A 21,459-nucleotide genomic window follows, 5' to 3' on the forward strand; every position below is an offset into this window, starting at 1 on the left:
TGACCCCCATGACATTGAAACTGCCTGAGGCCATCGCGCGCTTCATTGGTGATGCGCAGCTAGTCCCGGACACCGTGGGTGAGTCGCCTTGCCGTGTGTATAGCTTCCTTCGCGGCAACGAGCGCTTCTTCCTCAAGTTCTCGGCGGCTCTCTATGCCCCCACCACCTACAGCGTCTTGCGGGAGGCTCGTCTACTTGATTGGCTGGACGGGCGCCTCAAGGTTTCCGAACTGGTGCTGGTGGAGTCGGGGGGTGAAGGCGAGTTTATGATTACCCGCTCTGTGCCGGGTGTTCCATTGTCCTCTTGCATAGCCGCCGGCCAACCGGCACTGCCGCTGTTTCGCGAGGCGCTGCATCAAATGCAGTCAGTGGCGGTGGACGAGTGTCCATTCGATGCCGGAGTCTCGATGCGCCTCGCCGAGCTGGATTACCTGATGGCCCAGGGACTGTGCGCTGCGGAATATGACCTGGCCCAATGGCCTGGGTTGGCCGGCCCCGAGGCCCTGCGGACGCATCTGCAGCGTACCCGGCCCATTGAAGACCTGGTTTTTTCCCATGGTAATCTGGGGGACAGCAACATCTTCATCGATGGTCGCGATGAGCTGTATTTCATCGATCTGGGGCGGGGCGGGTTGGCCGACCGCTGGCTGGACATCGCCTTTATCCAGCGCGATCTCCGCGAAGTGCTTTGCGAGGCGGACGCGGCTGAGTTTCTCCAAGGCTTGGGACTCCCGGACAATCCTTCAAGGCGGATCTTCTTTGAACAGTTGGACGAGCTGTTCTAGCTGATGGGATCAGGCACCTGTAACGGCGACGTGCAGGGTGGGACGATGCATCAATATCTGGTTCCGCAAGCTTCAGCCCTGCACACGAGCCCTCTGCTCTGGAGCGGTCGGCAGGACCGGACGAAGGCCTCTCGGGCATGAACTAAAATCGCTATCACCAGTCCCATGGGGCATCTTTGACCATTCGGGGGAAATACCGTGAAAACTCGTCTCGCAACGCTCTGCGCCGCAGCTCTGGCTTCGGCCCTGCCGATTTTGACCGAGGCTGCCCAGGCGCAGGCGCCCGCCCCTGAGCCGACCTATCAGAGCCAGGTGGCGCGCTATCAGTGCGAGGGTAATGTCCGCATCGATGCGGCCTACCTGAACATCGACAATGGCACCTCGTTTGCCACGCTCTACTACAAGGAGCAATTGATTCCCATGCACATTGCTCGCTCGGCTTCCGGCGCGCTGTATGTGGCAGACGACGAACAGAACAGCTTTCGCTGGCACACCAAGGGCAAGCTGGGCGTGTTGTCGTTCCTGGAGGCAGATCACACCGCCAAGGAGCAGCAACTGCTCAAGGACTGCCAGGAGATTGATCCGCAGTAACAGCTCCCCCGCAGAGGGGCTTGAGGCAAAAAAAGCCCGCGCGAGCGCGCGGGCGAACTGTAGTTGCTTGAATGAGCGAAGCAACTATACACAGACGGAGTTAGCGTCTGGGTGAAAGAAGTTTCATCTTGCTCAGGGTGTGTTTTGTCGGCAAAAACGAGCCATTGCCGGATCTGTTCTAACCTGAAATGGCGAGTTAAAAATCCCTTCAGGAAGAGAGGTGGGCATGGCAACACAACAGCAACGCCCTTATGAGCAGGAGCGCAGTGACGAGGCGGCGCAGTACCAGGTCGAGCACAAGGAGCCGCCACCGCAAACCTGGAAACACCCGGACGATGGCAAGAGCCTGTCGGAACTGGACGAAGAACGTCCCTTGAAGCCCTGATCCCAAGCCCCGCTCCAGAGCGGGGCTGTTGTGTGTGGCGACGCCATTGTTGCCCATGACCGACCCTCACCGTCGCTCTGATACCATCGCCAGCCTTAATGTCCCGGGAGCTCGGGACGGAATGTCTGTTCAAGGGAGAAATACATGATTGTCACCACCACCGCCCATATCGAAGGTCGGGAAATTGCCGCGTATCTGGACATCGTCAGTGCTGAATCCGTCCAGGGTATCAACGTGGTCCGCGATCTCTTTGCCGGCATGCGCGACTTCTTTGGTGGTCGCTCTCAGACCTTGGAGCGCGCCTTGAAGGAAGCGCGGATCCAGGCCACCAGTGAAATCAAGGAGCGGGCCCGTCAGTTCAATGCCGACGCAGTGGTCGGCGTGGATTTCGAGATCAGCATGCCTTCTGGGCGTGGCGGCATGGTGGTGGTGTTTGCCACCGGGACCGCCGTCAAGCTCAAGTAACGTTCTGCCCGACTTCCTCCCGCACTCCCTGGACTCAAGCACCCACTGGGGTGCAGAGCTCCACCAGGGTGCCATCCGGACAACGCACGTAGGACACCGTCTGCCCCCAGGGTTTGCTGCTGGGGGCCGCAAGTTCCTGGGCGCCCTGTTCCAGGGCTCGGGCATGGGCTGCATGGACGTCGTCGGTCACCAGTCCCAGTTCCATGCCCAGAGGGTGCGGCGAGGAATGGGCGGCGACGTGGCCAGCCTTGAAGTTCAGTTCTGCCAGGTCGTGATCGGCGAAGGCCAGGGTGGTGCTACCGGTTTCCAGTTCGCCGTAGGTGCCGGACTCATGGAGAAACCGCCGCTTGAAGCCGAAGGCCTGCTCGAAGAAGGCCAGGGAATCTTCAACCTTGGGCACATAGATGATGGTGTAGCCGAACTGCATGGCGTGACGCTCCTTGTCTATGGATAAGAGGACGCGAATCTAGCATGGGCACGCGCCTGTCCGCGGTTTTTTGCGATAAGGCACTGTGTTATTGGCGACGCTCCAGTAACTCCCAGCCCCGTGGGGACCATTGCAGCTCATGGGTCGGTGCCAGGGCCTGGAGGAAGTCCTGATCGTGGGACGCCACTACCAGTGCCCCGGGGTAGTCCCGCAGGGCTTGTTCAAAGGCCTGTACCGATTCCAGGTCCAGGTGATTGGTTGGCTCGTCGAGCAGCAGCAAGCGCGCCGGGCTGCCCCCCCACAATGCCAGCGCCAACGCCGCTTTCAGCCGCTCTCCGCCGCTCAACAGGGCGCAGGGTTGCTGCACCCGCCGAGCATCCAGTTGCAGGCGTGCCAGGCAGGTGCGCAAGGCACTTTCCTCCAGTGGTGTAGCGGCATTGGCCAGTTGCTCCAGCAATGAGGTGCCGGGGGCCAGTTGCAGCAGGTGCTGGTCCAGATAGGCGCTGTTCACCGTCACCCGGCAGTCGCCGCTCAGGGGTTGCAATTGACCGGCGAGCATCTTCAGCAATGTGGATTTACCGCAACCGTTGGGGCCGATCAGGGCAATGCGTGCCGGGCCGCTGATGTTGCAGGTGAGATAGGACGCCGGCGACCGGCGGTCCAGCCAGGGCAATTGCGCCTGCTGCAGGTTGAGCACTGGCTGGCCTGCCTGCAGGGTGGTATCGGGCAGGGTCAGCAGGGTCGGTTGTTGCGCGGTAACCCGGGCATAGGCACTGCGTACTTGCTCATCAAGGGCGCTCTTGTGCCCCTGATGGCTGTGACGCACCTGACCCATGATGTCCCGGGCGGCGCCGAGTATCTTGGCTCGCTCGAAGCTGGAGATGTTGGCGGTCTTGGCGTATTTACGCGATGTAGCGGCGTGGCGCTGGATGGTGTCGTGCTCGCGTTGCAGACGCTTGTGTTCACGGCTGCGCTGGGTGCGGGCATGTTCCAGTGCCGCCTGGGCGGCATCGTCATGGGCCTGACGCTGAGCCTGGTACAGCGCGTAGTTGCCGCCGTAGACCTGGGCTCCCTGGGGACTGAGCTCAACGATGCGTTGTACCTGCATCAGCAACTGGCGGTCATGGCTGACCAGGATCAAGCCGCCGCGCCAGTGGCGCAGTTGCGCCATCAGCCAGCAGCGTCCGGCACGGTCCAGGTGGTTGCTGGGCTCGTCGAGCAACAGCAGGTCGGCGTCGCTGAGCAGAGCACCGACCAGCACCACTCGGGCCAGTTGCCCGCCGCTCAGGCTCGCCGCCGGATGATCCGGTTCCAGGTGTTGCAAGCCGGCCTCATCCAGAGCCTGACGCAGGCGCTCGGCCAGGTCCCAGCGGTCATCCACCCGCAGCAGGTCTTCCGGGTCGGCGTTACCGGCTGCCAGGCGCTGCAGGGCCCTCAGGGCATCAGCGACGCCTGCGACCTGGGCCACCGTCTGCTGCGGAGCAGGCAGCGGGTCCTGGGGGACATAGGCGAGGCTGGCGGCGCAATTGAGGCTGCCGGAAGAGGGCTGCAGTTCTCCGGCGATCAGGCGCAGCAACAGGGATTTACCCATGCCATTACGCCCGACTATGGCCGTGGGCAGGCGATCGAAGCTGAGGGTCAGGGCATCGAGCAAGGTTTCGCCATTGGCGAATTGATAAGTCAGCTGGTTCAGTGAAACCAGCGCAGGCAGCCGGGTGACGTGAGTCATCAGCACCTCCGGAAAATGTGTTAGCAGGCCAATGAGCACTTGCAGGGCTCATTGCGAAGACATTTTGGGAAGGCTTAGTTGTTCACGTCGGCAATCGTCCAGGGACGGGAAAGAAGGTGCGTAGCCTAACCGCGGAATTATCTGGCTGACAAGCCCGCTGATTCGCCGACGGGAACTTTGATATGGATTGCGCCGTTTGCTCCAGGTCCCGCAGAAGGCTCCTCAGCCCTGGAGCGAGACTGGGAATTATCAATGTGAAAGTTTTTTTATTCTTTGTTGTTATTGTTTTAATTGCGGTTTTTTGATCTTTGGATTGTTTGGGTTCTGTTGGGTTGACTCAGTTTGAGGTGCGAACTTTAATCCAGGTGGTGGATCTCCGGAATTTATTGTTCGAGGTGGCTGATATGCAAAACAACGTTACTAATAATTGTGAAGAATGCTCATCCAGTAGTAGACGTACGGTGTTGAAAACAGCGCTGGGTTTGACTGCTGTCAGTATTGTCGCAGGGGTGGGGTTGGGTATATCAAGTTTTTCCTATGCCGCGTCCTTGAGCAAGGAACAGCGCGATAACATGACGCCGGATCAAGTCATTGCCGGTATGAAGGAAGGCAATCTGCGCTTTCGCAACGGAAAAATGGATCAACACGACTATCTGGCACAGAAAAGAGCCAGTGCGAGCGGGCAGTTTCCGGCGGCGGTGATCCTCAGTTGCATTGATTCACGAGCGCCGGCGGAGATCATTCTGGATGCCGGGATTGGCGATACCTTCAATGCCCGTATCGCCGGGAATGTCGCCAACAGTGACCTGATCGGCAGTCTGGAGTTCGCCTGTGCGGCCGCCGGGGCCAAAGTCATTCTGGTGATGGGGCATACTGCATGTGGTGCCATCAAAGGTGCTATCGACAATGTCGAATTGGGTAGCCTGACCGGGCTGCTGAACAAGATCAAACCGGCCATTGGTGCAACTAAGTACGCTGGAGAACGCAGCAGTAAGAACGATGAGTTTGTGGATGCAGTGGCCAAGACCAACGTGCAGAACACCATCAATGAAATTCGCCAGGAAAGTTCCACACTGAGCCAGTTGGAAAAAGAAGGAAAAATAAAAATAGTCGGTGCCATGTATCACTTGAACGGCGGAGTGGTTGAATTTACTACCTGAACTATTTCCCTCTGAAATAGTGTTGTCATTTGTCGTAGTTGCTCGATGGATCGAGACTCCCGGGCAACTACGATGAAGTAATCGAACCCGTTCTAGTGTAGAGACCTCTTTTTTATATCCAGGCGCGTTTCAACGTGAAGTTCAGGCGATCGGTACCGGTTCGGCGCGCATGCCAGAGGGCTGGCTTGCCCGGTGTCATGCCAGTACCGCCACCGCCTTGATCTGCGCCCAGAGTTGTTGACCGGGGTGCAGGTCGAGCTGATCCCGGGAGTAGCGGGTGATGCGGGCCAGCAGCGGGGTGCCGGCCGCGTCCAGGCGTACCAGGACGTGGGCGGCGTTATCTGCGGGAATCTCGTCGCTGACGGTCACCGGCAGGCGATTGAGAATGCTGCTGTGTTCGCTGGCCTGCAGGCTCAGGCTGACGTCCCGAGCCTGGACCTTGAAACGCAGGGACTTGCCCAGCGCCAGGGGCTGGTGGGCCACGCGCACCCGTAATTGACTGTCGGGCAGTTGCAGGGTCAGCAGTTGGTAGGTCGCGTCATAGTCGCTGACCCGGCCTTCCACCACGACCCCGGCGTCATCCCCCAGAGCCAGGGGCAGATCCAGTCGTGCCAGGGTTTGCCCGATGGGACCGCTGGCCAGTGCGCGGCCGTCACTGAGCAGCACGATATGGTCGGCCAGCCGCGCCACTTCATCCTGGGAGTGGCTGACGTACAGCACCGGGATATCCAGCTCGTCGTGCAGCCGCTCCAGATAGGGCAGGATTTCACCTTTGCGTTTCGAGTCCAGGGCCGCCAGGGGTTCGTCCATCAGCAGCAGCCGTGGGCTGGTGAGCAGGGCTCGAGCGATGCCGATGCGCTGGCGTTCGCCGCCCGAGAGGTTCTGCGGGTGGCGCTGGAGCAGATGGCCGATGCCCAGCAACTCGGTGGCCTGGGCCATGTCCACCCGGCGCTGCTGCCGGGGAATGCGGCGCAGGCCGAACTCCAGGTTGGCCTGGACCGACAGGTGGGGAAACAGGCTGGCCTCCTGGAATACATAACCCAAGGAGCGCTTGTGGGGCGGGATGAACAGCTTGCGCTGGCTGTCCTGCCAGATTTCATCGTTGATCCGGATCCGCCCACGTCCGGCCTTTTCCAGGCCGGCAATGCAGCGCAGGCAAGTGGTCTTGCCCGAGCCCGAATGGCCATAGAGCGCGGTGACGCCGCGCCCCGGCAGTTGCAGGTCGAGGTCCAGGGCAAAGTCGTGGTAGTCCAGGTTCAGCTTGACGTGAATGCTCATCGACTCAGCTCCAGCCAGCACGGGTCTTGCGGCTGGAGTACAGCGCCAGCAGCACCAGGAACGAGAACACCAGCATGGCGCCGGCCAGCCAGTGGGCCTGGGCGTACTCCATGGCCTCGACGTGATCGTAGATCTGCACCGAGACCACCCGGGTCTTGTCAGGGATGTTGCCGCCGATCATCAGCACCACGCCGAACTCGCCGACGGTGTGGGCAAAGCCGAGAATCGAGGCGGTGATGAAGCCCGGCCGGGCCAGAGGCAGGATCACCGAGAAGAAAGTGTCCCAGGGATTGGCGCGCAGGGTTGCGGCCACTTCCAGAGGGCGGCTGCCAATGGCAGAAAAGGCGTTTTGCAGCGGTTGCACCACAAAGGGCATGGAATAGATCACCGAGCCCAGCACCAGGCCGCTGAAACTGAAGGTCAGGGTGCCCAGCCCCAAGGACTGGGTGAACTGGCCGAAGAAGCCGTTGGGCCCGAGGGCCAGCAGCAGATAGAAACCTATCACCGTGGGTGGCAACACCAGGGGCAATGCCACCACGGCGCCGATCGGCCCGCGCAACCAGGAGCGGGTGCGCGACAGCCATAACGCAATCGGAGTACCGATGACCAGCAGGATGAGGGTCGTCAGGGACGCCAGTTTAAGGGTCAGCCAGATGGCGGAAAAATCGGCACTCGAAAGGCTCATTTACAGTTGATAACCGTAGGATTTGATGACGGCGGCGGCTTTGGGCCCCTTGAGGTAGTCAACCAGCGCCTTGGCGGCCGGGTTGTCCTTGCCCTTGTTGAGGATCACCGCATCCTGCTTGATTGGATCATGCATCTGGGCCGGGACTATCCAGGCTGAGCCGCTGGTGACTTTGCCGTCTTTATAGATCTGCGACAAGGCGACAAAACCCAGTTCGGCGTTGCCGGTGGAGACGAACTGATAGGCCTGGGTGATGTTCTGGCCCTCGACGATCTTGGCCTTGACCTTGTCGGTCAGGCCCAGCTTGGCCAGCACCTGGGTCGCGGCCAGGCCGTAAGGCGCCGCCTTGGGGTTGGCAATGGACAGGTGCTGGTACTGATTGTCCTTGAGCACCTGGCCTTGGCTGTCGACGTAGCCGTCCTTGGCCGACCACAGGGCCAGGGTGCCGATGGCGTAGGTGAAGCGCGAGCCCTTGACGATGTCGCCCTCGCTTTCGAGTTTCTGCGGGGTGCTGTCGTCGGCAGAGAGGAAGACCTCGAAAGGCGCGCCGTTCTTGATCTGGGCATAGAACTGCCCGGTGGCACCGTAGGCGGCCACCAGCTTGTGGCCTGTGTCTTTTTCGAAGTCGGCGGCGATGGCCTGGATCGGTGCGGTGAAGTTGGCAGCGACCGCCACCTGGACTTCAGCGGCCTGGGCCGAGCCGAAGGCGAAGAGGGCGAGCAGGCTAGCGAGGCAAGTCGGGGCAAAACCTGAGGCACTAAGGTTCATCGAACAGCTCCATTGGAGAGAAGGGCGCGTTGGGCAGCGAATGCTCGGAGGGAATCTGCACCCAGGGCAGCGAGTGTCGCTGTATAGCGAAATATATAGCGAATTCTCGATCAGCGGAACTGTGCCGCAGGCCTCGCTGGCAAAGGGCTGCAACCGGCACATCAACCGGTGCGGCAACCAGCACCGCGACCGTGGTCGCGGCGCCGGCCGGTCAGCGCCGCTTGAGCTGCGCCAGGGCCTGTTCGGCCAGACGCAGGGTCAGCTCGTAGGCAGGCAGCTCCACTCCCAGGCGCAGGGCCTGGCCGGACCAGAGATTGGCGAAGTCGGCATCGTCCTTGGCCTTCAGCGGCAGCAAGGCTCCGCCAGCGCGGGGAAACGCTGGCGCCAGGGAACTGATGGGGCCGATTTCGCGCATCACCCGGTTGACGATGCCTCTAGCGGGGCGACCGGTGAACAGGTTGGTCAGTGCGGTCTGGCTTTCCTTGGCGGTACGCAGGGCCCGGTGATGGGCGGCGCTGATGTTGGCTTCTGGAGTGAACAGGTAGGCAGTGCCCAGCTGGACTGCCGAGGCGCCCAGAGCCATTGCCGCGACAATGCCCCGGGCGTCGCCGATGCCACCGGCGGCGATCACCGGCACCTTCAGTGCATCGACGATCTGCGGCACCAGGGCCATGGTGCCCACCTGGGTGTTGAGGTCGTCGCTGAGGAAGATTGCCCGGTGGCCACCAGCTTCGTAGCCCATGGCAATCACCGCGTCGCAGCCGCGCGCTTCGAGCCATAGGGCTTCGTCCACGGTGCTGGCCGAAGAGAGCACCTTGGCCCCGGTGGCCTTGACCCGGGCCAGCAGCGTCGGCTCTGGCAATCCGAAGTGAAAACTCACCACCTCGGGCCGCAGCTCTTCCACCAACTGGCAACCCGCTTCGTCGAAGGGCGCCCGATTGCTGACCGGCGTCGGTGCATCGAAGTCGGCGCCCAGTTCGCGGTAGTAGGGTTGCAGGGCGTTCTTCCAGCGGCTCTCCTGCGCGCTGTCCACGGCCTGTACCTGATGGCAGAAGAAGTTCAGGTTCAGCGGCTGCCGAGTGGCTGAGCGAATGACCTGCACTTCCTGGCGGATCTGTTCCGGGGTGAGCATGGCGCATGGCAACGAGCCCAGACCGCCGGCCCGGGACACGGCAATCACCATGGCGGAGCCGTTGGCGCCCGCCATGGGGGCTTGAATGATGGGCAGGTCGATGCCCAGCAGATCGAGGAGGCGACTATCGGTCCATTGGCTCATGTGCATGGTTCTCCGGCGGCAGGATTGGACGAGGCAGCCGGTGGTTTTTAGCAGGAGAGGGGCGTCCTCGGCCAGCTGACTTTTCCCGGGGGTGCTCAAGATCGGGCATTTGCCACGGACTTTGAGGTCTATACCAGCGCCGATTCGCTGGCGATCTACATCGGGATTCAGGCCTCGGACAGCGTTTCGCGTTCCAGCAACTGACGCTTGCGCTCCACGCCCCAGCGGTAGCCGGAAAGACTGCCGTCGCTACGCACCACCCGGTGGCAGGGGATCGCCACCGCCAGGGTGTTGGCCGCGCAGGCCTGGGCCACTGCGCGCATGGCCTTGGGGGCACCGATACGCTGGGCGATCTCGGCGTAGCTGGCGGTGCTGCCGACGGGAATGCTTTGCAGGGCCTGCCACACTCGTTCCTGGAATGCGGTGCCGCGCAGGTCCAGGGGCAGGTCCAGGCCGATGGCCGGCGCCTCGACAAAGCCCACGACCTGGGCGACCAGGCGTTCGAAATCTGCGTCGGCACCGATCAGGTTGGCGCGGGGAAACTTGTCCTGCAGTTCCTCCACCAACGGGGTGGGGTCGTCTCCGAGGAGGATGGCGCAGACGCCCCGGTGACTCTGGGCCACCAGGATCGCGCCCAGGGAGCACTGGCCCACGGCGAAGCGGATATCGGTGTTGGGCCCGCCGGCGCGGTAGTCACTGGGTTTCATGCCCAGCAACTGATCTGCAGCTTCATAGAAACGGCTGTTGGAGTTGAAGCCGGCGTCGTACAGGGCGGTGGTCACCGTGTGCCCGCTTTGCAGATGGCTGCGGACTTTGCGCGAGCGTTGCGCATTGGCGTAGCCCCGCGGTGTTAGTCCGGTGGCGGCCTTGAATACCCGGTGAAAGTGGTAGCTGCTGACGCCCGCATGCTGCGCCAGTTGCTCCAGGCTGGGGGCCGACTCGGCGGCCTCGATCTGCCGACAAGCCGCGGCCACCAGTGCCGCGTGGTGCGCGGCCACCTGGGTCTGGTCGCTGGCCTGACGCTTGCTCGGACGATAACCCGCCGCCTCGGCCTCTTGGGCGCTGTCGAAGAACTCGACGTTTTCCGCCTTTGGCAGGCGCGACAGGCTGCTGGGGCGGCAGTACACCCCGGTGGTCCGGACGGCATAGACGAACGTCGCATCGGCGCGGGCGTCGCGTTTGAGCACGGCTTGCCAGCGTGGGTCCTGTTCAATCTGTTGTTTGCGTGTCAGGGCATTCATGGTCGGTGCTCGGCGCGGAGTGGCGGCCAGATTAACGGCCCGGTGCCTGATCGGCACTCCGGGGCTTGCGGTTGAACTCTACCTCTGAGCCGGCACGGCGAAAGGTCAGGTTGATCCGTTGCTGGCCGAGCAGGGGATGGCTGCCGTCCTTGAGGGGCAGCACCCCGTGATAGCGCAGGCGATCGACGCCGCCCCAGACCACCACGTCGCCGTGCAGCAATGGCACCCGCTGGCTTTTGTCGCCGCGCTGCTGGCCGCCGAAAAGGAACATTGCCGGCAGACCCAGGGACAGGGAGACGATGGGGGCGCTGAAGTCGCGCTCGTTCTTGTCCTGGTGCAGGGACATCTTCGCGCCGGGCCGGTAGCAGTTGATCAGGCACGAGTCGGGGTTGAAGCCTTTGAAGCCGGCGGTTTCGGCTGCCGTCTGCGCCAACTGGCGGAACACCTCGGGCATTGCCGGCCAGGGACGCAGGCTTTGCGGATCAATAGGGCTGTAGCGATAGCCTTTGCTGTCGCTGGTCCAGCCCAACTGGCCGCAACTGCTCAAGCCGACGGACATGGTAAAGCCGCCGGGCGTGATCATGTGGCGAAACGGCGCCGCGGCCAGCACTTCCTCAAGTTGTGGCAGTAGCCCTTCGATCCACGGCAGGGCGAAGCCGCGCAGGACGCGGGACTGGGGGCCAAGCACCTCGATGCGTGCCGGCTGTTGCAGATCGCTTTCATCGAAAAGCCCGAGGCTGCCGGGCGGCTCATGGCTACAAGGCATCGTGAAAAATCACTCCAAGGGTGTGGCGCTGTCCGCTGTGTACGCGACTGACGCCATGGCGCAGGGTGACTCGATAGTACCCGCGGGAACCTTTTACCGGCCGATGATGCACGGCGAATATCACCCCATCACCTTGCTTCAGACCAATGACCTGTGGCCGTGACTGCATACGCGGACGCTGCTCGGTGAGCACCAGTTCGCCGCCAGTGAACTCCGTTCCAGGCTGGGACAGGAGGAAGGCCGCTTGCAAGGGAAATACGTGCTCGCCATACAGATCCTGATGCAGGCAGTTGTAGTCCTCGGGGCCGTACTGCAGTAACAGCACAGTGGGGCGCTGCTGTCCCGCGCTCTGGCAACGCTGGATGAATGCCGAATGTTCTGCCGGGTAGCGGATGTCGATATTCAGGCTCTGGTTCCAACGATTGGCCTGGTCCACCAGATACGGATACAACTGCTGGCGCAACTCGGCGACCGGTTCCGGCAAGGGGTAACGGAAGTACTGGTACTGGCCACGGCCGAATCCATGGCGGGCCATTATCACTTTCGAGCGAAACAGCGCAGGGTGTTTGTACAGATCCCTCAGGGACTGGCATTGGCCGGCACTCAGCAGGCCTTCGAGGCGGGCGCAGCCGTCTTGGTCGAGGGCCTGCTCAATACGGGCCCAGTCCAGTTGTTGCAGGCGATCCTGGAGCGAGGAAACAGGCATGGCGGGAGTGTCCTGGGTGCAAGAGATTTCCTCCAGTCTGGGGCTCAGGCACCCCATGCACACTCCGCTGCTTGCGCTTGAATCGGTCTTGGGCAAAGACGGCCTACAAGGCCTTGCTGACACTGACGTCGCTGATGACGTCGTCGGACTGGCCATGCAGGGCTTCCAGGGCGGCCCGGGCTTCTTCCTGGGTACCGTTTTCAAGCTGGGCAAATTCGAAGCGGCGCTCACCATTGAGCTTGTATTTGATGACGTATTTGGTGGTCTGAGGCACGGGGTTACCTGTTGTCGCGAGGAGGTTGGGGCTTAGCGCAGTTTCGAGCTGGAGCGACGAATGATGCGGATCGAGTGAGTCAGGTTCGGCTTGCGGGTCACGCTGATGGGGCGCCGGTTGACGGTGTCGATGGTGATGTTCCAGAAGCCGGTGCTGGGGGCGGTGATCTTGGCGGGGAACTTGTCGAAGGCTCCGCCGTGATAGGTGTGACGACCGCCATTCTTGAAGCTGCGGAAGTTGGCGTCGCTCATCAGGCGAATGTTGCAGACCTGGGAGCATTCGATGACGACGATATCGTCTTCGTTCAGGTGCTCGCGCTGGTGGATGAATTTCATGGGCGCCTCCAGAAGGGCTATATCTACAAAAACAAAACGTTGGCGTGGGCGATGGCGCAGTTTATCAGGCCCAAAGGGTTATTATTCGGCCCCGGCCTCGGGCTTTGACAATTTAAAACAGTTATTTGGATTTTTATCGGCGATAAAGCCGTGCCTCTGGAGAAAAGCAGCGCCTGTGCTGTCGGATGGATTTTTATTGGAGATTTTATATGAAGCGCTGGGTGTGGGTTCTGGCCATGGCCATCAGCGGTTGTGCCTCCGTCTCGGATATCAACCAGACGCCGCCGACCCTGAGTGTCATCTCTGGCAAGAAGCCCCAGGAGTACGCCAATTGCCTGTCCGGGAAGCTTTCCGGCAGCCGTGGCGCACTGCAGGTTGAGCCGCGCAAGGAAGGTTACCGGGTGATCGTCCCGCAGAGCCTGTCGGCGGCTCCGGCGGCGGTGTTCTACATCGATGAGCGCTCCGGCGGCAGCAGCATCAAGCTGCATGAGCAAATGTCCAACAACCCCCTGCGGCCACAGGACGTGCGCAAGGCGGGGGAGGCCTGCATCTCCGGCTGAATCCAAGCCCAGGGCCGCGCCAGGGCCCGAAACGGCTCTCGTGAGCAGCATCAGATACCCGCACCAATTTCGCATTGTCGCTATGGATCGATTGCCCTACTATTTGTGTGCTTATGCCCGCTGGGTCTAAGCATATAACTAGAATAATGGAGTCCATATGATCCCACTGGATCGAATGCTATTGAGTGGCCTGATGCTACTGATTGCGCAATCTGCACACGCCGTGGATGGGCAGAAAGTCTTCACCCAAGGCGGCACCCAGCCAGGGGCAACAGCTTGTCTGGCCTGTCATGGAGCGGACGCGATGGGCTTGGCCCCCGCCGGGTTCCCGCGTCTTGCCGGCTTGCCGGCGGGCTATCTGGCCAAGCAGTTGCATGACTTTCGCAGCGGTGCACGCAGCAGTCCGGTCATGCAGCCTCTGGCCAAGGCGTTGAGCGAAGACGAAATCACCGCCGTGACCGCCACCCTCGCGGCCATGCCCGGGCCGAAAACCCAAGCGATCGGCCGTAGCCAGGCCGCCAGCGGTGTCGGTGAACGCCTGGCCTTGCGGGGCGCCTGGGAGCGGCAGGTTCCCGAATGCGTCAGTTGTCACGGGCCTGGTGGTGTCGGTGTCGGTGTGGCTTTTCCGCCCCTGGCCGGGCAACCGGCCGGCTACCTGGTGGCGCAACTCAATGCCTGGCGCGATGGCAGTCGGCACAACGACCCCAACGACCTGATGGGGCATGTCGCCAAGTCCTTGAGTGCCGAAGAAGTCACCGCAGTGGCGGACTACTTTGCCAGCTTGCAACCTCAGGAGGCGCGGCCATGAAACTATTGATTGCCGGGCCGTTGATGGCATTGCTTGCCGTTCAAGTTCAGGCCGCCTCCATCGCCATGGAGGATCAGTCGCAGATACCGGCGCCAAGCGCTCCCGCTCATACCCAGTACTTCCAGCCGCCGGCTGAGAGCGAGTTACCGGACAATGCCTACGGCAAGCTGGTGCGCGAAGGTCATGCCTTGTTTGTCGACACCAAGCGCCTGGCGCCGCAGTACGTGGGCAACGGGCTCAATTGCAGCAACTGTCACCTTGACCAGGGCCGCCTGGCCAACTCCGCGCCGCTTTGGGGCGCCTATCCGATGTATCCCGCCTACCGCAAGAAGAACGACAAGGTGAACACCTTTGCCGAACGCTTGCAGGGCTGCTTCCAGTTCAGCATGAATGGTGGCAAGCCGCCGGCGGCGGACAGTCCGGAGATTACTGCGCTGTCGGTCTATGCCTACTGGCTGGCGAGCAAGGCGCCCCTGGGCGTGGAGCTGCCTGGAAGGGGGTATCCGGATGTGGCCCAGCCTGCCAAGGGCTATGACCTGAAGCGGGGCGCGGCGGTGTATCAGGCGCAATGCGCGGTCTGCCATGGCGAGCAAGGTCAGGGCCAGAAGGCTGGCGCGGACTATGTGATGCCGCCGCTTTGGGGCAAGGATTCCTACAACTGGGGCGCGGGGATGCATCGGATCAATACGGCGGCGTCCTTTATCAAGCACAACATGCCCCTGGGCAAGGGCGGCAGCCTGAGCGACCAGCAGGCCTGGGATGTGGCGGCCTTCGTCAACAGCCACGAGCGGCCCCAGGACCCGCGCCTGGTGGAGGGCTCCATCGAGAAGACCCGAATCAAGTTTCACGCCAATGACGGGGTAAATTTGTACGGTCAGACAGTAGAGGGCGTGCTGATAGGCCAGGGCATCCGATAAACTATCCCCTATCGTCAACGATGCCGCCCGGGTTCAAGCCTTGGCGGCATCGTCTTTTTGGGAGAAAGCATGAAGCGGGAACACGTCAGGGAAAAGCATGCAGAGGGCTTGATCTCTGCCACTCACGTGATTCAGAACCCGGCCAACTCCGGGGAATGGATTGTGTTTTTCAAGAAGAGTGCCGGACGCAGCTACTTTCTGGTGGATGAGAGCGACGAGGTGGAATCCTTTTCCCGTCTTGACGATCTGATCGAAACCATTCGCGGCCTGGGCATCAAGTTTGCCGAGATTCACATGTAGTGGGGCGTTTGCCCGCTATTTGCAGACGACTATCACGCTGCGGCTTTTGTAGTTGCCAACGTCGACTCCCAGGGTCTTGTCGCTTTCCTTGGGGGCGGGTGTGCCTTCGGTGCTGACGATCTGATAGCCCGTGCCGGCGCAGGACGCTTCGGCTTTTTCATAGCAGCTGGCCCAGGAGCCGGCTTCCCCGGAGCAGTCGATGCTCAGGCCTTGTTCGCCATTGGTCAGATAGGTGTTGGAAGCCGTGGCGCATCCGGTCAGAGCCAGTACAGCGGTGACTGCGAGAAGTCTGTTCATGGGGGGATTTCGTCGTCTGGGAGGGGGATGTGTTGGGAGGCGGGTATCGATGTGGCGATGCTATAGCTAATGGCCATTTCGGTACAGCGCATCACCTTAGTCCGCAGGCATTGCCGAAAAGTGCCGCATCTGGATATGGCAGCTCTTGTGTCGGGAATCCAAGGGCTATTTCGTCGCCGTCGACGGTGCCATCAGTGTTGCGTGGAAAATGCAATTGTCTGTGCCTTTGCGGGCTCGCATGGGAAGCATCTCGATCTGGCTGGTCAAGGCTCCAGGTGGCGGTTTACAAGCCCTGTGAGGTGATGAAGGTTTACGCCGTGCGCTATCTGGAGGATGCTGCGGAACTATCTGGCGCTTTATTTCTCTATGATGGCAGCGGTTAGCCAGCGCGGGGCATTGTAAGGTGCACGCGGCCTGATTAGACTGCGCCGAAACTCGTACGCACAGCCTTTTTAAGGACTCATATGATCAAGAAATGCTTGTTCCCAGCAGCCGGTTACGGTACTCGCTTCCTGCCAGCGACTAAAGCCATGCCTAAAGAAATGCTGCCGGTGGTGAACAAGCCACTGATCCAGTACGGCGTTGAAGAAGCGCTGGATGCTGGACTGACTGAAATCTCCATCGTGACCGGCCGTGGCAAACGCGCCCTCGAAGACCACTTCGACATCAGTTACGAGTTGGAAAACCAGATCAAGGGCACCGATAAGGAAAAGTACCTGGTTGGTATCCGCAAACTGCTGGATGAGTGCTCGTTCTCCTACACTCGCCAGACCGAAATGAAAGGCCTGGGCCACGCGATTCTGACCGGTCGCCCGCTGATCGGTGATGAACCCTTCGCCGTGGTACTGGCAGACGACCTGTGCGTCAACCTCGAAGGCGACGGCGTGCTGACCCAGATGGTCAAGCTGTACAAACAGTTCCGCTGCTCGATCGTGGCCATCCAGGAAGTCGACCCGCAGGAAACCAACAAGTACGGTGTGATCGCCGGCGAGATGATTCGCGACGACATCTATCGCGTTCACAGCATGGTCGAGAAGCCAAAGCCGGAAGACGCCCCGTCGAACCTGGCGATCATCGGTCGTTACATCCTGACGCCGGACATCTTCGATCTGATCGAGCAGACCGAGCCGGGCAAGGGGGGTGAAATCCAGATCACCGATGCCCTGATGAAGCAGGCGCAGAACGGTTGTGTAATGGCCTACAAGTTCAAGGGCACGCGTTTTGACTGCGGTGGCGCCGAGGGTTACATCGACGCGACCAACTTCTGCTTCGAGAACTTCTACAAGACCGGCAAGGCGTACTGATAGTCGCCTCGCGGGGTTGTCGGAAAAAGCCACCTTCGGGTGGCTTTTTCATTGCTCGCCCTTATGTAAAACCACGGCGCTGACCCGATCGCCATCTGCGGTTATGCTGTCAGTCTGCCTGGGAGAGTGAAATGGCCTACGATTTTGATCTTTATGTAATTGGTGCCGGTTCCGGCGGTGTACGTTGCGCGCGCTTTGCTGCGGGTTTCGGGGCGAAAGTCGCGGTGGCCGAGAGCCGCTATCTGGGCGGTACCTGTGTCAACGTCGGCTGCGTGCCCAAAAAACTCCTGGTGTACGGAGCCCACTTCGCCGAAGACTTCGAGCAGGCCTCGGGTTTTGGCTGGTCACTGGGCGAGGCGAACTTTGATTGGGCGACTTTGATCGCCAACAAGGATCGCGAAATCAATCGCCTTAATGGCATCTACCGTAATCTGCTGGTCAACAGTGGCGTGACCCTGCACGAAGGCCATGCCAAGTTGATTGATCCTCATCAGGTGGAGGTCAATGGCCAGCGCTACAGTGCCAGGCACATCCTGATTGCCACAGGCGGCTGGCCGCAGATTCCGGATATTCCCGGTCGCGAGCATGCCATCAGTTCCAATGAGGCGTTCTTCCTCAAAGCTTTGCCAAAGCGTGTCCTGGTGGTGGGCGGTGGTTACATTGCGGTGGAGTTTGCCGGGATCTTCCATGGCCTGGGTGCCGATACGCAGTTGCTGTATCGCGGTGATCTGTTCCTGCGTGGCTTTGATGGCGCGGTGCGCAAGCATTTGCAGGAAGAGCTGACCAAGCGCGGCCTGGGACTGCAATTCAATGCGGATATCGAACGCATCGACAAGCAGGCCGATGGGAGTCTGGAGGTCACCCTCAAGGACGGTCGCAAGCTAGCAACAGATTGCGTGTTCTACGCCACTGGGCGTCGGCCGATGCTCGACAACCTGGGGCTGGAGAATACCGGTGTCAAACTCGATAAGCGCGGCTTTATCGAGGTCGACGACCAGTACCAGAGCAGCGAGCCGTCGATCCTGGCCATTGGCGATGTAATTGGTCGCGTGCAACTGACACCTGTGGCCCTGGCAGAAGGCATGGCCGTGGCTCGGCGTCTGTTCAAGCCGGAACAGTATCGCCCAGTGGATTATCGGATGATTCCGACGGCGGTCTTCAGCTTGCCGAATATCGGCACCGTTGGCTTGACCGAAGAGCAGGCGCGCGAGGCGGGGCACAAGGTGCAGATCTTCGAAAGCCGTTTCCGGCCGATGAAGCTGACGCTGACCGACTGCCAGGAGCGCACCCTGATGAAGCTGGTGGTGGATGCCGAGAGCGACAGGGTGCTGGGGTGCCACATGGTTGGACCTGATGCCGGGGAAATTGTCCAGGGCCTGGCGATTGCCCTGAAGTCGGGAGCCACCAAGCGCGACTTCGACGAAACCATCGGCGTGCATCCGACGGCTGCCGAAGAGTTCGTTACCCTGCGTACCCCTGTCGCGGACTGATCACGCGTCTGCAGGCGTGTCTGGCTGCGCCTTGGTTGCCGCAGCCAGGCGCAGCGCCTCAAGGCCGGCCTCGGCCTTGGCGGCGCGCAACTCCATCTCCTTGCTCAATCGAGTCTGGCTGTCGGCTCTTTCCTTGAGTGCCTGAATCTCCTCCGAGGCTACGCGCAAGCGTTCCTGGAGCAGGGCGACGGCGCTGTCCTGACGCGCCAGCTGCTCGCTGAGCAGTGCTTGCGATACGGTGCTCTTGCTCGCGGCGTCCTGGACCAGCTTAAGCTCCTTGTGGGTGGCTCGCTGCTCGCTGAGCAGACGTTCATTGTCACGATGCAGTTGGGTGATTTCATCCTGGCGTACCAGTGCGCTCTGCTGAGCCTGGCGCAGCTCCATTTGCACCTGTTGGATCTGGCCTTCGTGGCGACGCTGTTCCTGTTCGCGTTGTTCCTTGCTGGCGGCGCGATAGTGCTCCAGGGCGTCCCGGGCATGCAGGTGCTTTTCTTCCAGGGAGCGGATCTGTTGCTCCTTGTCTTCTAGGCGCAGATGGCAATCCTTCAAGGCTTGATTGAGTTCGGCGTTGCGGGTCTGTTCGCTCTGCAGCATGGAGCGGGTGTCTTGCAGGGCGGCACTTTCCCCGGCCAGGGCGCTGGCCTGGATTTGTAGCTGCTGTTGCAGTTGCTCTTGGCTCTGCCGCGCTTGCTCCAATTGCTGCTCGAAGGCCTGCTTCTGTTGTTCGGAGTGGGCGAGGGCCTGTTCCAGAGGTTCCTGGGCCTGCTCCTGCAGGCGTTGAGCCAGTCGTCCCACCAGTTCGCTCAACTCTTCATCCAGCGGCATCGGGCCCGCATCTCGGCGGCTGGTGCCGTCATCCAGCTCCTTCAAATAGCGGTGGATGGTGGTTTTCGAGCCGGTATTGCCCATTTCTATGCGTACTGCATCGATGCTGGGGTGTTCGCCGCGGGCAAGAATCGCCTGACGCGCTTTCTTCACCACCGCCTTGTTTATGCCTCCGCGAGCCATGGCTTCTCCAACGATTTGATACTGTGATACATGGTATGTAATTGATGGTTATTGTACAGATGGATGAAGCTGCTAGATAGAGAAAATATGACCTGGGATATTGTAGTATTACCCAGTGTCACGGGGCATGCGGCGCTTCTTTGTCTTTTGTGGCCGTACATCTGCCGGGGTTGAATTGTCATGAGTGAACTGGATCGTTACCTGCAAGCCGCTACCCGCGATAACACCCGTCGCAGTTATCGGGCAGCGATCGAGCATTTCGAGGTGCAGTGGGGCGGGTTCCTGCCGACGACGGCGGAGAGCGTGGCCCGTTATCTCGCGGCCTACGCCGGGGAGTTGTCGATCAACACCCTGAAGTTGCGCCTTTCTGCCCTGGCTCAATGGCACAACAGCCAGGGCTTTGCCGATCCGACCAAGGCGCCGGTGGTACGCCAAGTGTTCAAGGGCATTCGTGCATTGCATCCAGTGCGTGAGAAACAAGCCGAGCCCTTGCAGTTACGGCACCTGGAGCAGGTGATTGGCTGGCTTGACGAGGAGGGCACAGCCGCTGCCGCCGAAGGCCGTCAGGCCGACCTGTTGCGAGCACGCCGCGACCGGGCGCTGATCCTGCTGGGGTTCTGGCGGGGTTTTCGCAGTGATGAACTGTGTCGCTTGCAGATCGAGCATGTGCAGGCTGTGGCCGGTTCCGGCATCAGCCTCTATCTGCCGCGCAGCAAGGGTGATCGCGACAACCTGGGTCGCACTTTTCACACGCCGGCGCTGCAGCGCTTATGCCCGGTGCAGGCCTATGTCGACTGGATCAACAGCGCCGCACTGGTGCGCGGTCCGGTGTTTCGCAGCATCGACCGCTGGGGCCACCTGAGCGAACAGGGGTTGCACGCCAATAGCGTGATTCCGTTACTGCGCCAGGCCCTGGAGCGCGCCGGCATTGATGCCGAGCATTACACCAGCCACTCCCTGCGCCGTGGTTTTGCCACCTGGGCCCATCGCAGCGGGTGGGACCTCAAGTCCCTGATGAGCTATGTGGGCTGGAAGGACCTGAAGTCCGCCATGCGCTACGTGGAGGCCAGCCCGTTCATGGGCATGGCGCTGATTGATCCGCAGCCGGTCCGTCGGTAATCAAAGGTTTCTTCTATTAATACTGTCGGCTGATAGTCAAAGCCAATCGATAGCATCAGGTTTGCCAATGAGCCAAGCGGCAAGTCATTGGTTAGGATTCTCCCCATCAAGTTTTCACCCAATGTTTTCAACCACTGATGGAGAGTCAACGATGCCTATCATCAACAGCCAAGTTAAACCGTTCAAAGCTACCGCATTCAAAAACGGCGCATTCGTCGAAGTGTCGGACGCTGATCTGAAAGGCAAATGGTCTGTCGTGTTCTTCTACCCGGCTGACTTCACCTTCGTTTGCCCAACCGAGCTGGAAGACCTGGCCGACAACTACGCCGAATTTCAGAAACTGGGCGTTGAGATCTACAGCGTTTCCACCGACACCCACTTTGCTCACGCTGCCTGGCACAACACTTCGCCAGCCATCGGCAAGATCCAGTACACCATGATCGGCGACCCGACCCTGGCCATCTCCCGCAACTTCGACGTGCTGATCGAAGAAGCCGGTCTGGCTGACCGCGGCACCTTCGTGATCAACCCGGAAGGCCAGATCAAGATCGTTGAAATCAACGATGGCGGCGTAGGCCGTGACGCTTCCGAGCTGCTGCGCAAGATCAAGGCCGCTCAGTACGTTGCCGCTCACCCAGGCGAAGTCTGCCCAGCCAAGTGGAAAGAAGGCGAGGCCACTCTGGCTCCGTCCCTGGACCTGGTTGGCAAGATCTAAGTCCATGCATTACCCAAGGGCGGTGATCCGCACTTAAGTCAGCTGCACCGCCCCTAAAACGCCCGGGCGA

At 60.9% G+C, this 21,459-nt stretch carries 26 protein-coding genes and 1 pseudogene; 14 read left to right on the plus strand and 13 right to left on the minus strand.

Translation table 11 applies throughout. The annotated features are described in order from the left end of the window. Positions 1 to 8 precede the first annotated feature (8 nt). The 4 genes from J5M73_RS24345 (at position 9) to J5M73_RS24360 (ending at position 2,226) form a co-directional block, all read left to right on the plus strand. The gene (locus J5M73_RS24345; protein WP_102863242.1) at positions 9 to 785 is read left to right on the plus strand and encodes an aminoglycoside 3'-phosphotransferase; all 777 of its coding nucleotides are present in this window, start codon (positions 9 to 11) and stop codon (positions 783 to 785) included. Positions 786 to 983: 198 nt separating this feature from the next. Then, complete coding sequence (locus tag J5M73_RS24350; RefSeq protein WP_102863243.1) at positions 984 to 1,376, plus strand: MliC family protein; 393 nt, start codon at positions 984 to 986, stop codon at positions 1,374 to 1,376. A gap of 226 nt (positions 1,377 to 1,602) precedes the next feature. Beyond that, positions 1,603 to 1,761, plus strand: a complete 159-nt coding sequence (locus J5M73_RS24355; RefSeq protein WP_162884058.1) for a hypothetical protein — start codon at positions 1,603 to 1,605, stop codon at positions 1,759 to 1,761. A 144-nt stretch (positions 1,762 to 1,905) separates the two neighbouring features. After that, positions 1,906 to 2,226, plus strand: a complete 321-nt coding sequence (locus J5M73_RS24360; RefSeq protein WP_102863244.1) for a YbjQ family protein — start codon at positions 1,906 to 1,908, stop codon at positions 2,224 to 2,226. Positions 2,227 to 2,260: 34 nt separating this feature from the next. Here J5M73_RS24360 and J5M73_RS24365 read toward each other — a convergent pair whose 3' ends face one another. Next, positions 2,261 to 2,653 carry a VOC family protein gene (locus J5M73_RS24365; protein WP_102863245.1) on the minus strand — a complete coding sequence of 131 codons (393 nt, stop codon included), beginning with the start codon at positions 2,651 to 2,653 and terminating at the stop codon, positions 2,261 to 2,263. Positions 2,654 to 2,741: 88 nt separating this feature from the next. After that, positions 2,742 to 4,382, minus strand: coding sequence for an ATP-binding cassette domain-containing protein (locus J5M73_RS24370; protein ID WP_102863574.1), 1,641 nt, complete (start codon positions 4,380 to 4,382; stop codon positions 2,742 to 2,744). A 404-nt stretch (positions 4,383 to 4,786) separates the two neighbouring features. On the opposite strand from J5M73_RS24370, the gene J5M73_RS24375 reads away from it, so the two are divergent. Continuing rightward, entirely contained in the window at positions 4,787 to 5,542 is a 756-nt protein-coding gene (locus J5M73_RS24375; protein ID WP_102863575.1) for a carbonic anhydrase, read from the plus strand. 195 nt (positions 5,543 to 5,737) lie between these two features. On the opposite strand, the gene modC is transcribed toward J5M73_RS24375, so the two are convergent. The 4 genes from modC to J5M73_RS24395 form a co-directional block, all read right to left on the minus strand. Beyond that, positions 5,738 to 6,820, minus strand: a complete 1,083-nt coding sequence (gene modC, locus J5M73_RS24380; RefSeq protein ID WP_102863246.1) for a molybdenum ABC transporter ATP-binding protein — start codon at positions 6,818 to 6,820, stop codon at positions 5,738 to 5,740. Positions 6,821 to 6,824: 4 nt separating this feature from the next. Beyond that, a complete protein-coding gene (modB, locus tag J5M73_RS24385) occupies positions 6,825 to 7,505 on the minus strand; it encodes a molybdate ABC transporter permease subunit (RefSeq protein WP_102863247.1) in 681 nt (226 codons plus the stop codon). Further along, a complete protein-coding gene (gene modA / locus J5M73_RS24390) occupies positions 7,506 to 8,273 on the minus strand; it encodes a molybdate ABC transporter substrate-binding protein (protein ID WP_102863248.1) in 768 nt (255 codons plus the stop codon). Positions 8,274 to 8,484: 211 nt separating this feature from the next. After that, the gene (locus J5M73_RS24395; protein ID WP_102863249.1) at positions 8,485 to 9,549 is read right to left on the minus strand and encodes a nitronate monooxygenase; all 1,065 of its coding nucleotides are present in this window, start codon (positions 9,547 to 9,549) and stop codon (positions 8,485 to 8,487) included. 102 nt (positions 9,550 to 9,651) lie between these two features. On the opposite strand from J5M73_RS24395, the pseudogene J5M73_RS32185 reads away from it, so the two are divergent. Next, positions 9,652 to 9,753, plus strand: a pseudogene (locus J5M73_RS32185) (AraC family transcriptional regulator); the annotation flags it as partial. On the opposite strand, the gene ada reads toward J5M73_RS32185, so the two are convergent. The 5 genes from ada to J5M73_RS24420 all read right to left on the minus strand — a co-directional run bounded on the left by ada (position 9,717) and on the right by J5M73_RS24420 (position 12,871). Beyond that, positions 9,717 to 10,790, minus strand: coding sequence for a bifunctional DNA-binding transcriptional regulator/O6-methylguanine-DNA methyltransferase Ada (gene ada / locus J5M73_RS24400; RefSeq protein WP_102863250.1), 1,074 nt, complete (start codon positions 10,788 to 10,790; stop codon positions 9,717 to 9,719). The pseudogene J5M73_RS32185 and the gene ada sit on opposite strands and share 37 nt — an antisense overlap. 31 nt (positions 10,791 to 10,821) lie before the next feature. Then, the gene (alkB, locus tag J5M73_RS24405; protein ID WP_102863251.1) at positions 10,822 to 11,556 is read right to left on the minus strand and encodes a DNA oxidative demethylase AlkB; all 735 of its coding nucleotides are present in this window, start codon (positions 11,554 to 11,556) and stop codon (positions 10,822 to 10,824) included. After that, on the minus strand, positions 11,546 to 12,262 hold the full coding sequence (locus J5M73_RS24410; RefSeq protein WP_102863252.1) for a 2OG-Fe(II) oxygenase: 717 nt from the start codon (positions 12,260 to 12,262) through the stop codon (positions 11,546 to 11,548). Before J5M73_RS24410 ends, alkB begins: the two co-directional genes overlap by 11 nt. Before the next feature lie 103 nt (positions 12,263 to 12,365). Then, positions 12,366 to 12,536 (minus strand): hypothetical protein, encoded by a 171-nt coding sequence (locus J5M73_RS24415; RefSeq protein WP_162884057.1) that lies wholly within the window; start codon positions 12,534 to 12,536, stop codon positions 12,366 to 12,368. Between the two features lie 32 nt (positions 12,537 to 12,568). Continuing rightward, the gene (locus J5M73_RS24420) at positions 12,569 to 12,871 is read right to left on the minus strand and encodes a DUF1883 domain-containing protein (RefSeq protein ID WP_011061687.1); all 303 of its coding nucleotides are present in this window, start codon (positions 12,869 to 12,871) and stop codon (positions 12,569 to 12,571) included. A gap of 209 nt (positions 12,872 to 13,080) precedes the next feature. On the opposite strand from J5M73_RS24420, the gene J5M73_RS24425 reads away from it, so the two are divergent. The 4 genes from J5M73_RS24425 to J5M73_RS24440 all read left to right on the plus strand — a co-directional run bounded on the left by J5M73_RS24425 (position 13,081) and on the right by J5M73_RS24440 (position 15,456). Continuing rightward, entirely contained in the window at positions 13,081 to 13,431 is a 351-nt protein-coding gene (locus J5M73_RS24425; RefSeq protein ID WP_102863253.1) for a hypothetical protein, read from the plus strand. A gap of 157 nt (positions 13,432 to 13,588) precedes the next feature. Next, the gene (locus J5M73_RS24430) at positions 13,589 to 14,239 is read left to right on the plus strand and encodes a c-type cytochrome (protein ID WP_102863254.1); all 651 of its coding nucleotides are present in this window, start codon (positions 13,589 to 13,591) and stop codon (positions 14,237 to 14,239) included. Then, a complete protein-coding gene (locus J5M73_RS24435; RefSeq protein ID WP_102863255.1) occupies positions 14,236 to 15,156 on the plus strand; it encodes a c-type cytochrome in 921 nt (306 codons plus the stop codon). Before J5M73_RS24430 ends, J5M73_RS24435 begins: the two co-directional genes overlap by 4 nt. Before the next feature lie 69 nt (positions 15,157 to 15,225). After that, a complete protein-coding gene (locus J5M73_RS24440; protein ID WP_102863256.1) occupies positions 15,226 to 15,456 on the plus strand; it encodes a hypothetical protein in 231 nt (76 codons plus the stop codon). A gap of 15 nt (positions 15,457 to 15,471) precedes the next feature. On the opposite strand, the gene J5M73_RS24445 is transcribed toward J5M73_RS24440, so the two are convergent. Next, positions 15,472 to 15,753 carry a hypothetical protein gene (locus J5M73_RS24445; protein ID WP_102863257.1) on the minus strand — a complete coding sequence of 94 codons (282 nt, stop codon included), beginning with the start codon at positions 15,751 to 15,753 and terminating at the stop codon, positions 15,472 to 15,474. 464 nt (positions 15,754 to 16,217) lie between these two features. On the opposite strand from J5M73_RS24445, the gene galU reads away from it, so the two are divergent. Continuing rightward, on the plus strand, positions 16,218 to 17,057 hold the full coding sequence (gene galU / locus J5M73_RS24450) for a UTP--glucose-1-phosphate uridylyltransferase GalU (RefSeq protein ID WP_007935647.1): 840 nt from the start codon (positions 16,218 to 16,220) through the stop codon (positions 17,055 to 17,057). Positions 17,058 to 17,188: 131 nt separating this feature from the next. After that, positions 17,189 to 18,547: a glutathione-disulfide reductase gene (gene gorA, locus J5M73_RS24455; protein ID WP_102863258.1), complete on the plus strand. Its 1,359-nt coding sequence runs from the start codon at positions 17,189 to 17,191 to the stop codon at positions 18,545 to 18,547. Here the strand turns inward: gorA and J5M73_RS24460 are convergent, their stop codons facing one another. Continuing rightward, complete coding sequence (locus tag J5M73_RS24460; RefSeq protein ID WP_102863259.1) at positions 18,548 to 19,555, minus strand: DNA-binding protein; 1,008 nt, start codon at positions 19,553 to 19,555, stop codon at positions 18,548 to 18,550. A 180-nt stretch (positions 19,556 to 19,735) separates the two neighbouring features. Here J5M73_RS24460 and J5M73_RS24465 point away from each other — a divergent pair, with 180 nt between their 5' ends. Both J5M73_RS24465 and ahpC read left to right on the plus strand, forming a co-directional pair. Next, a complete protein-coding gene (locus J5M73_RS24465) occupies positions 19,736 to 20,674 on the plus strand; it encodes a site-specific integrase (RefSeq protein ID WP_102863260.1) in 939 nt (312 codons plus the stop codon). Between the two features lie 151 nt (positions 20,675 to 20,825). Continuing rightward, positions 20,826 to 21,389, plus strand: a complete 564-nt coding sequence (gene ahpC / locus J5M73_RS24470) for an alkyl hydroperoxide reductase subunit C (RefSeq protein WP_011061677.1) — start codon at positions 20,826 to 20,828, stop codon at positions 21,387 to 21,389. The last annotated feature ends 70 nt before the right edge of the window (positions 21,390 to 21,459 follow it).

The sequence above is a fragment of the Pseudomonas sp. 50_B genome, from assembly GCF_017491625.1.
Lineage (GTDB): Bacteria > Pseudomonadota > Gammaproteobacteria > Pseudomonadales > Pseudomonadaceae > Aquipseudomonas > Aquipseudomonas danubii.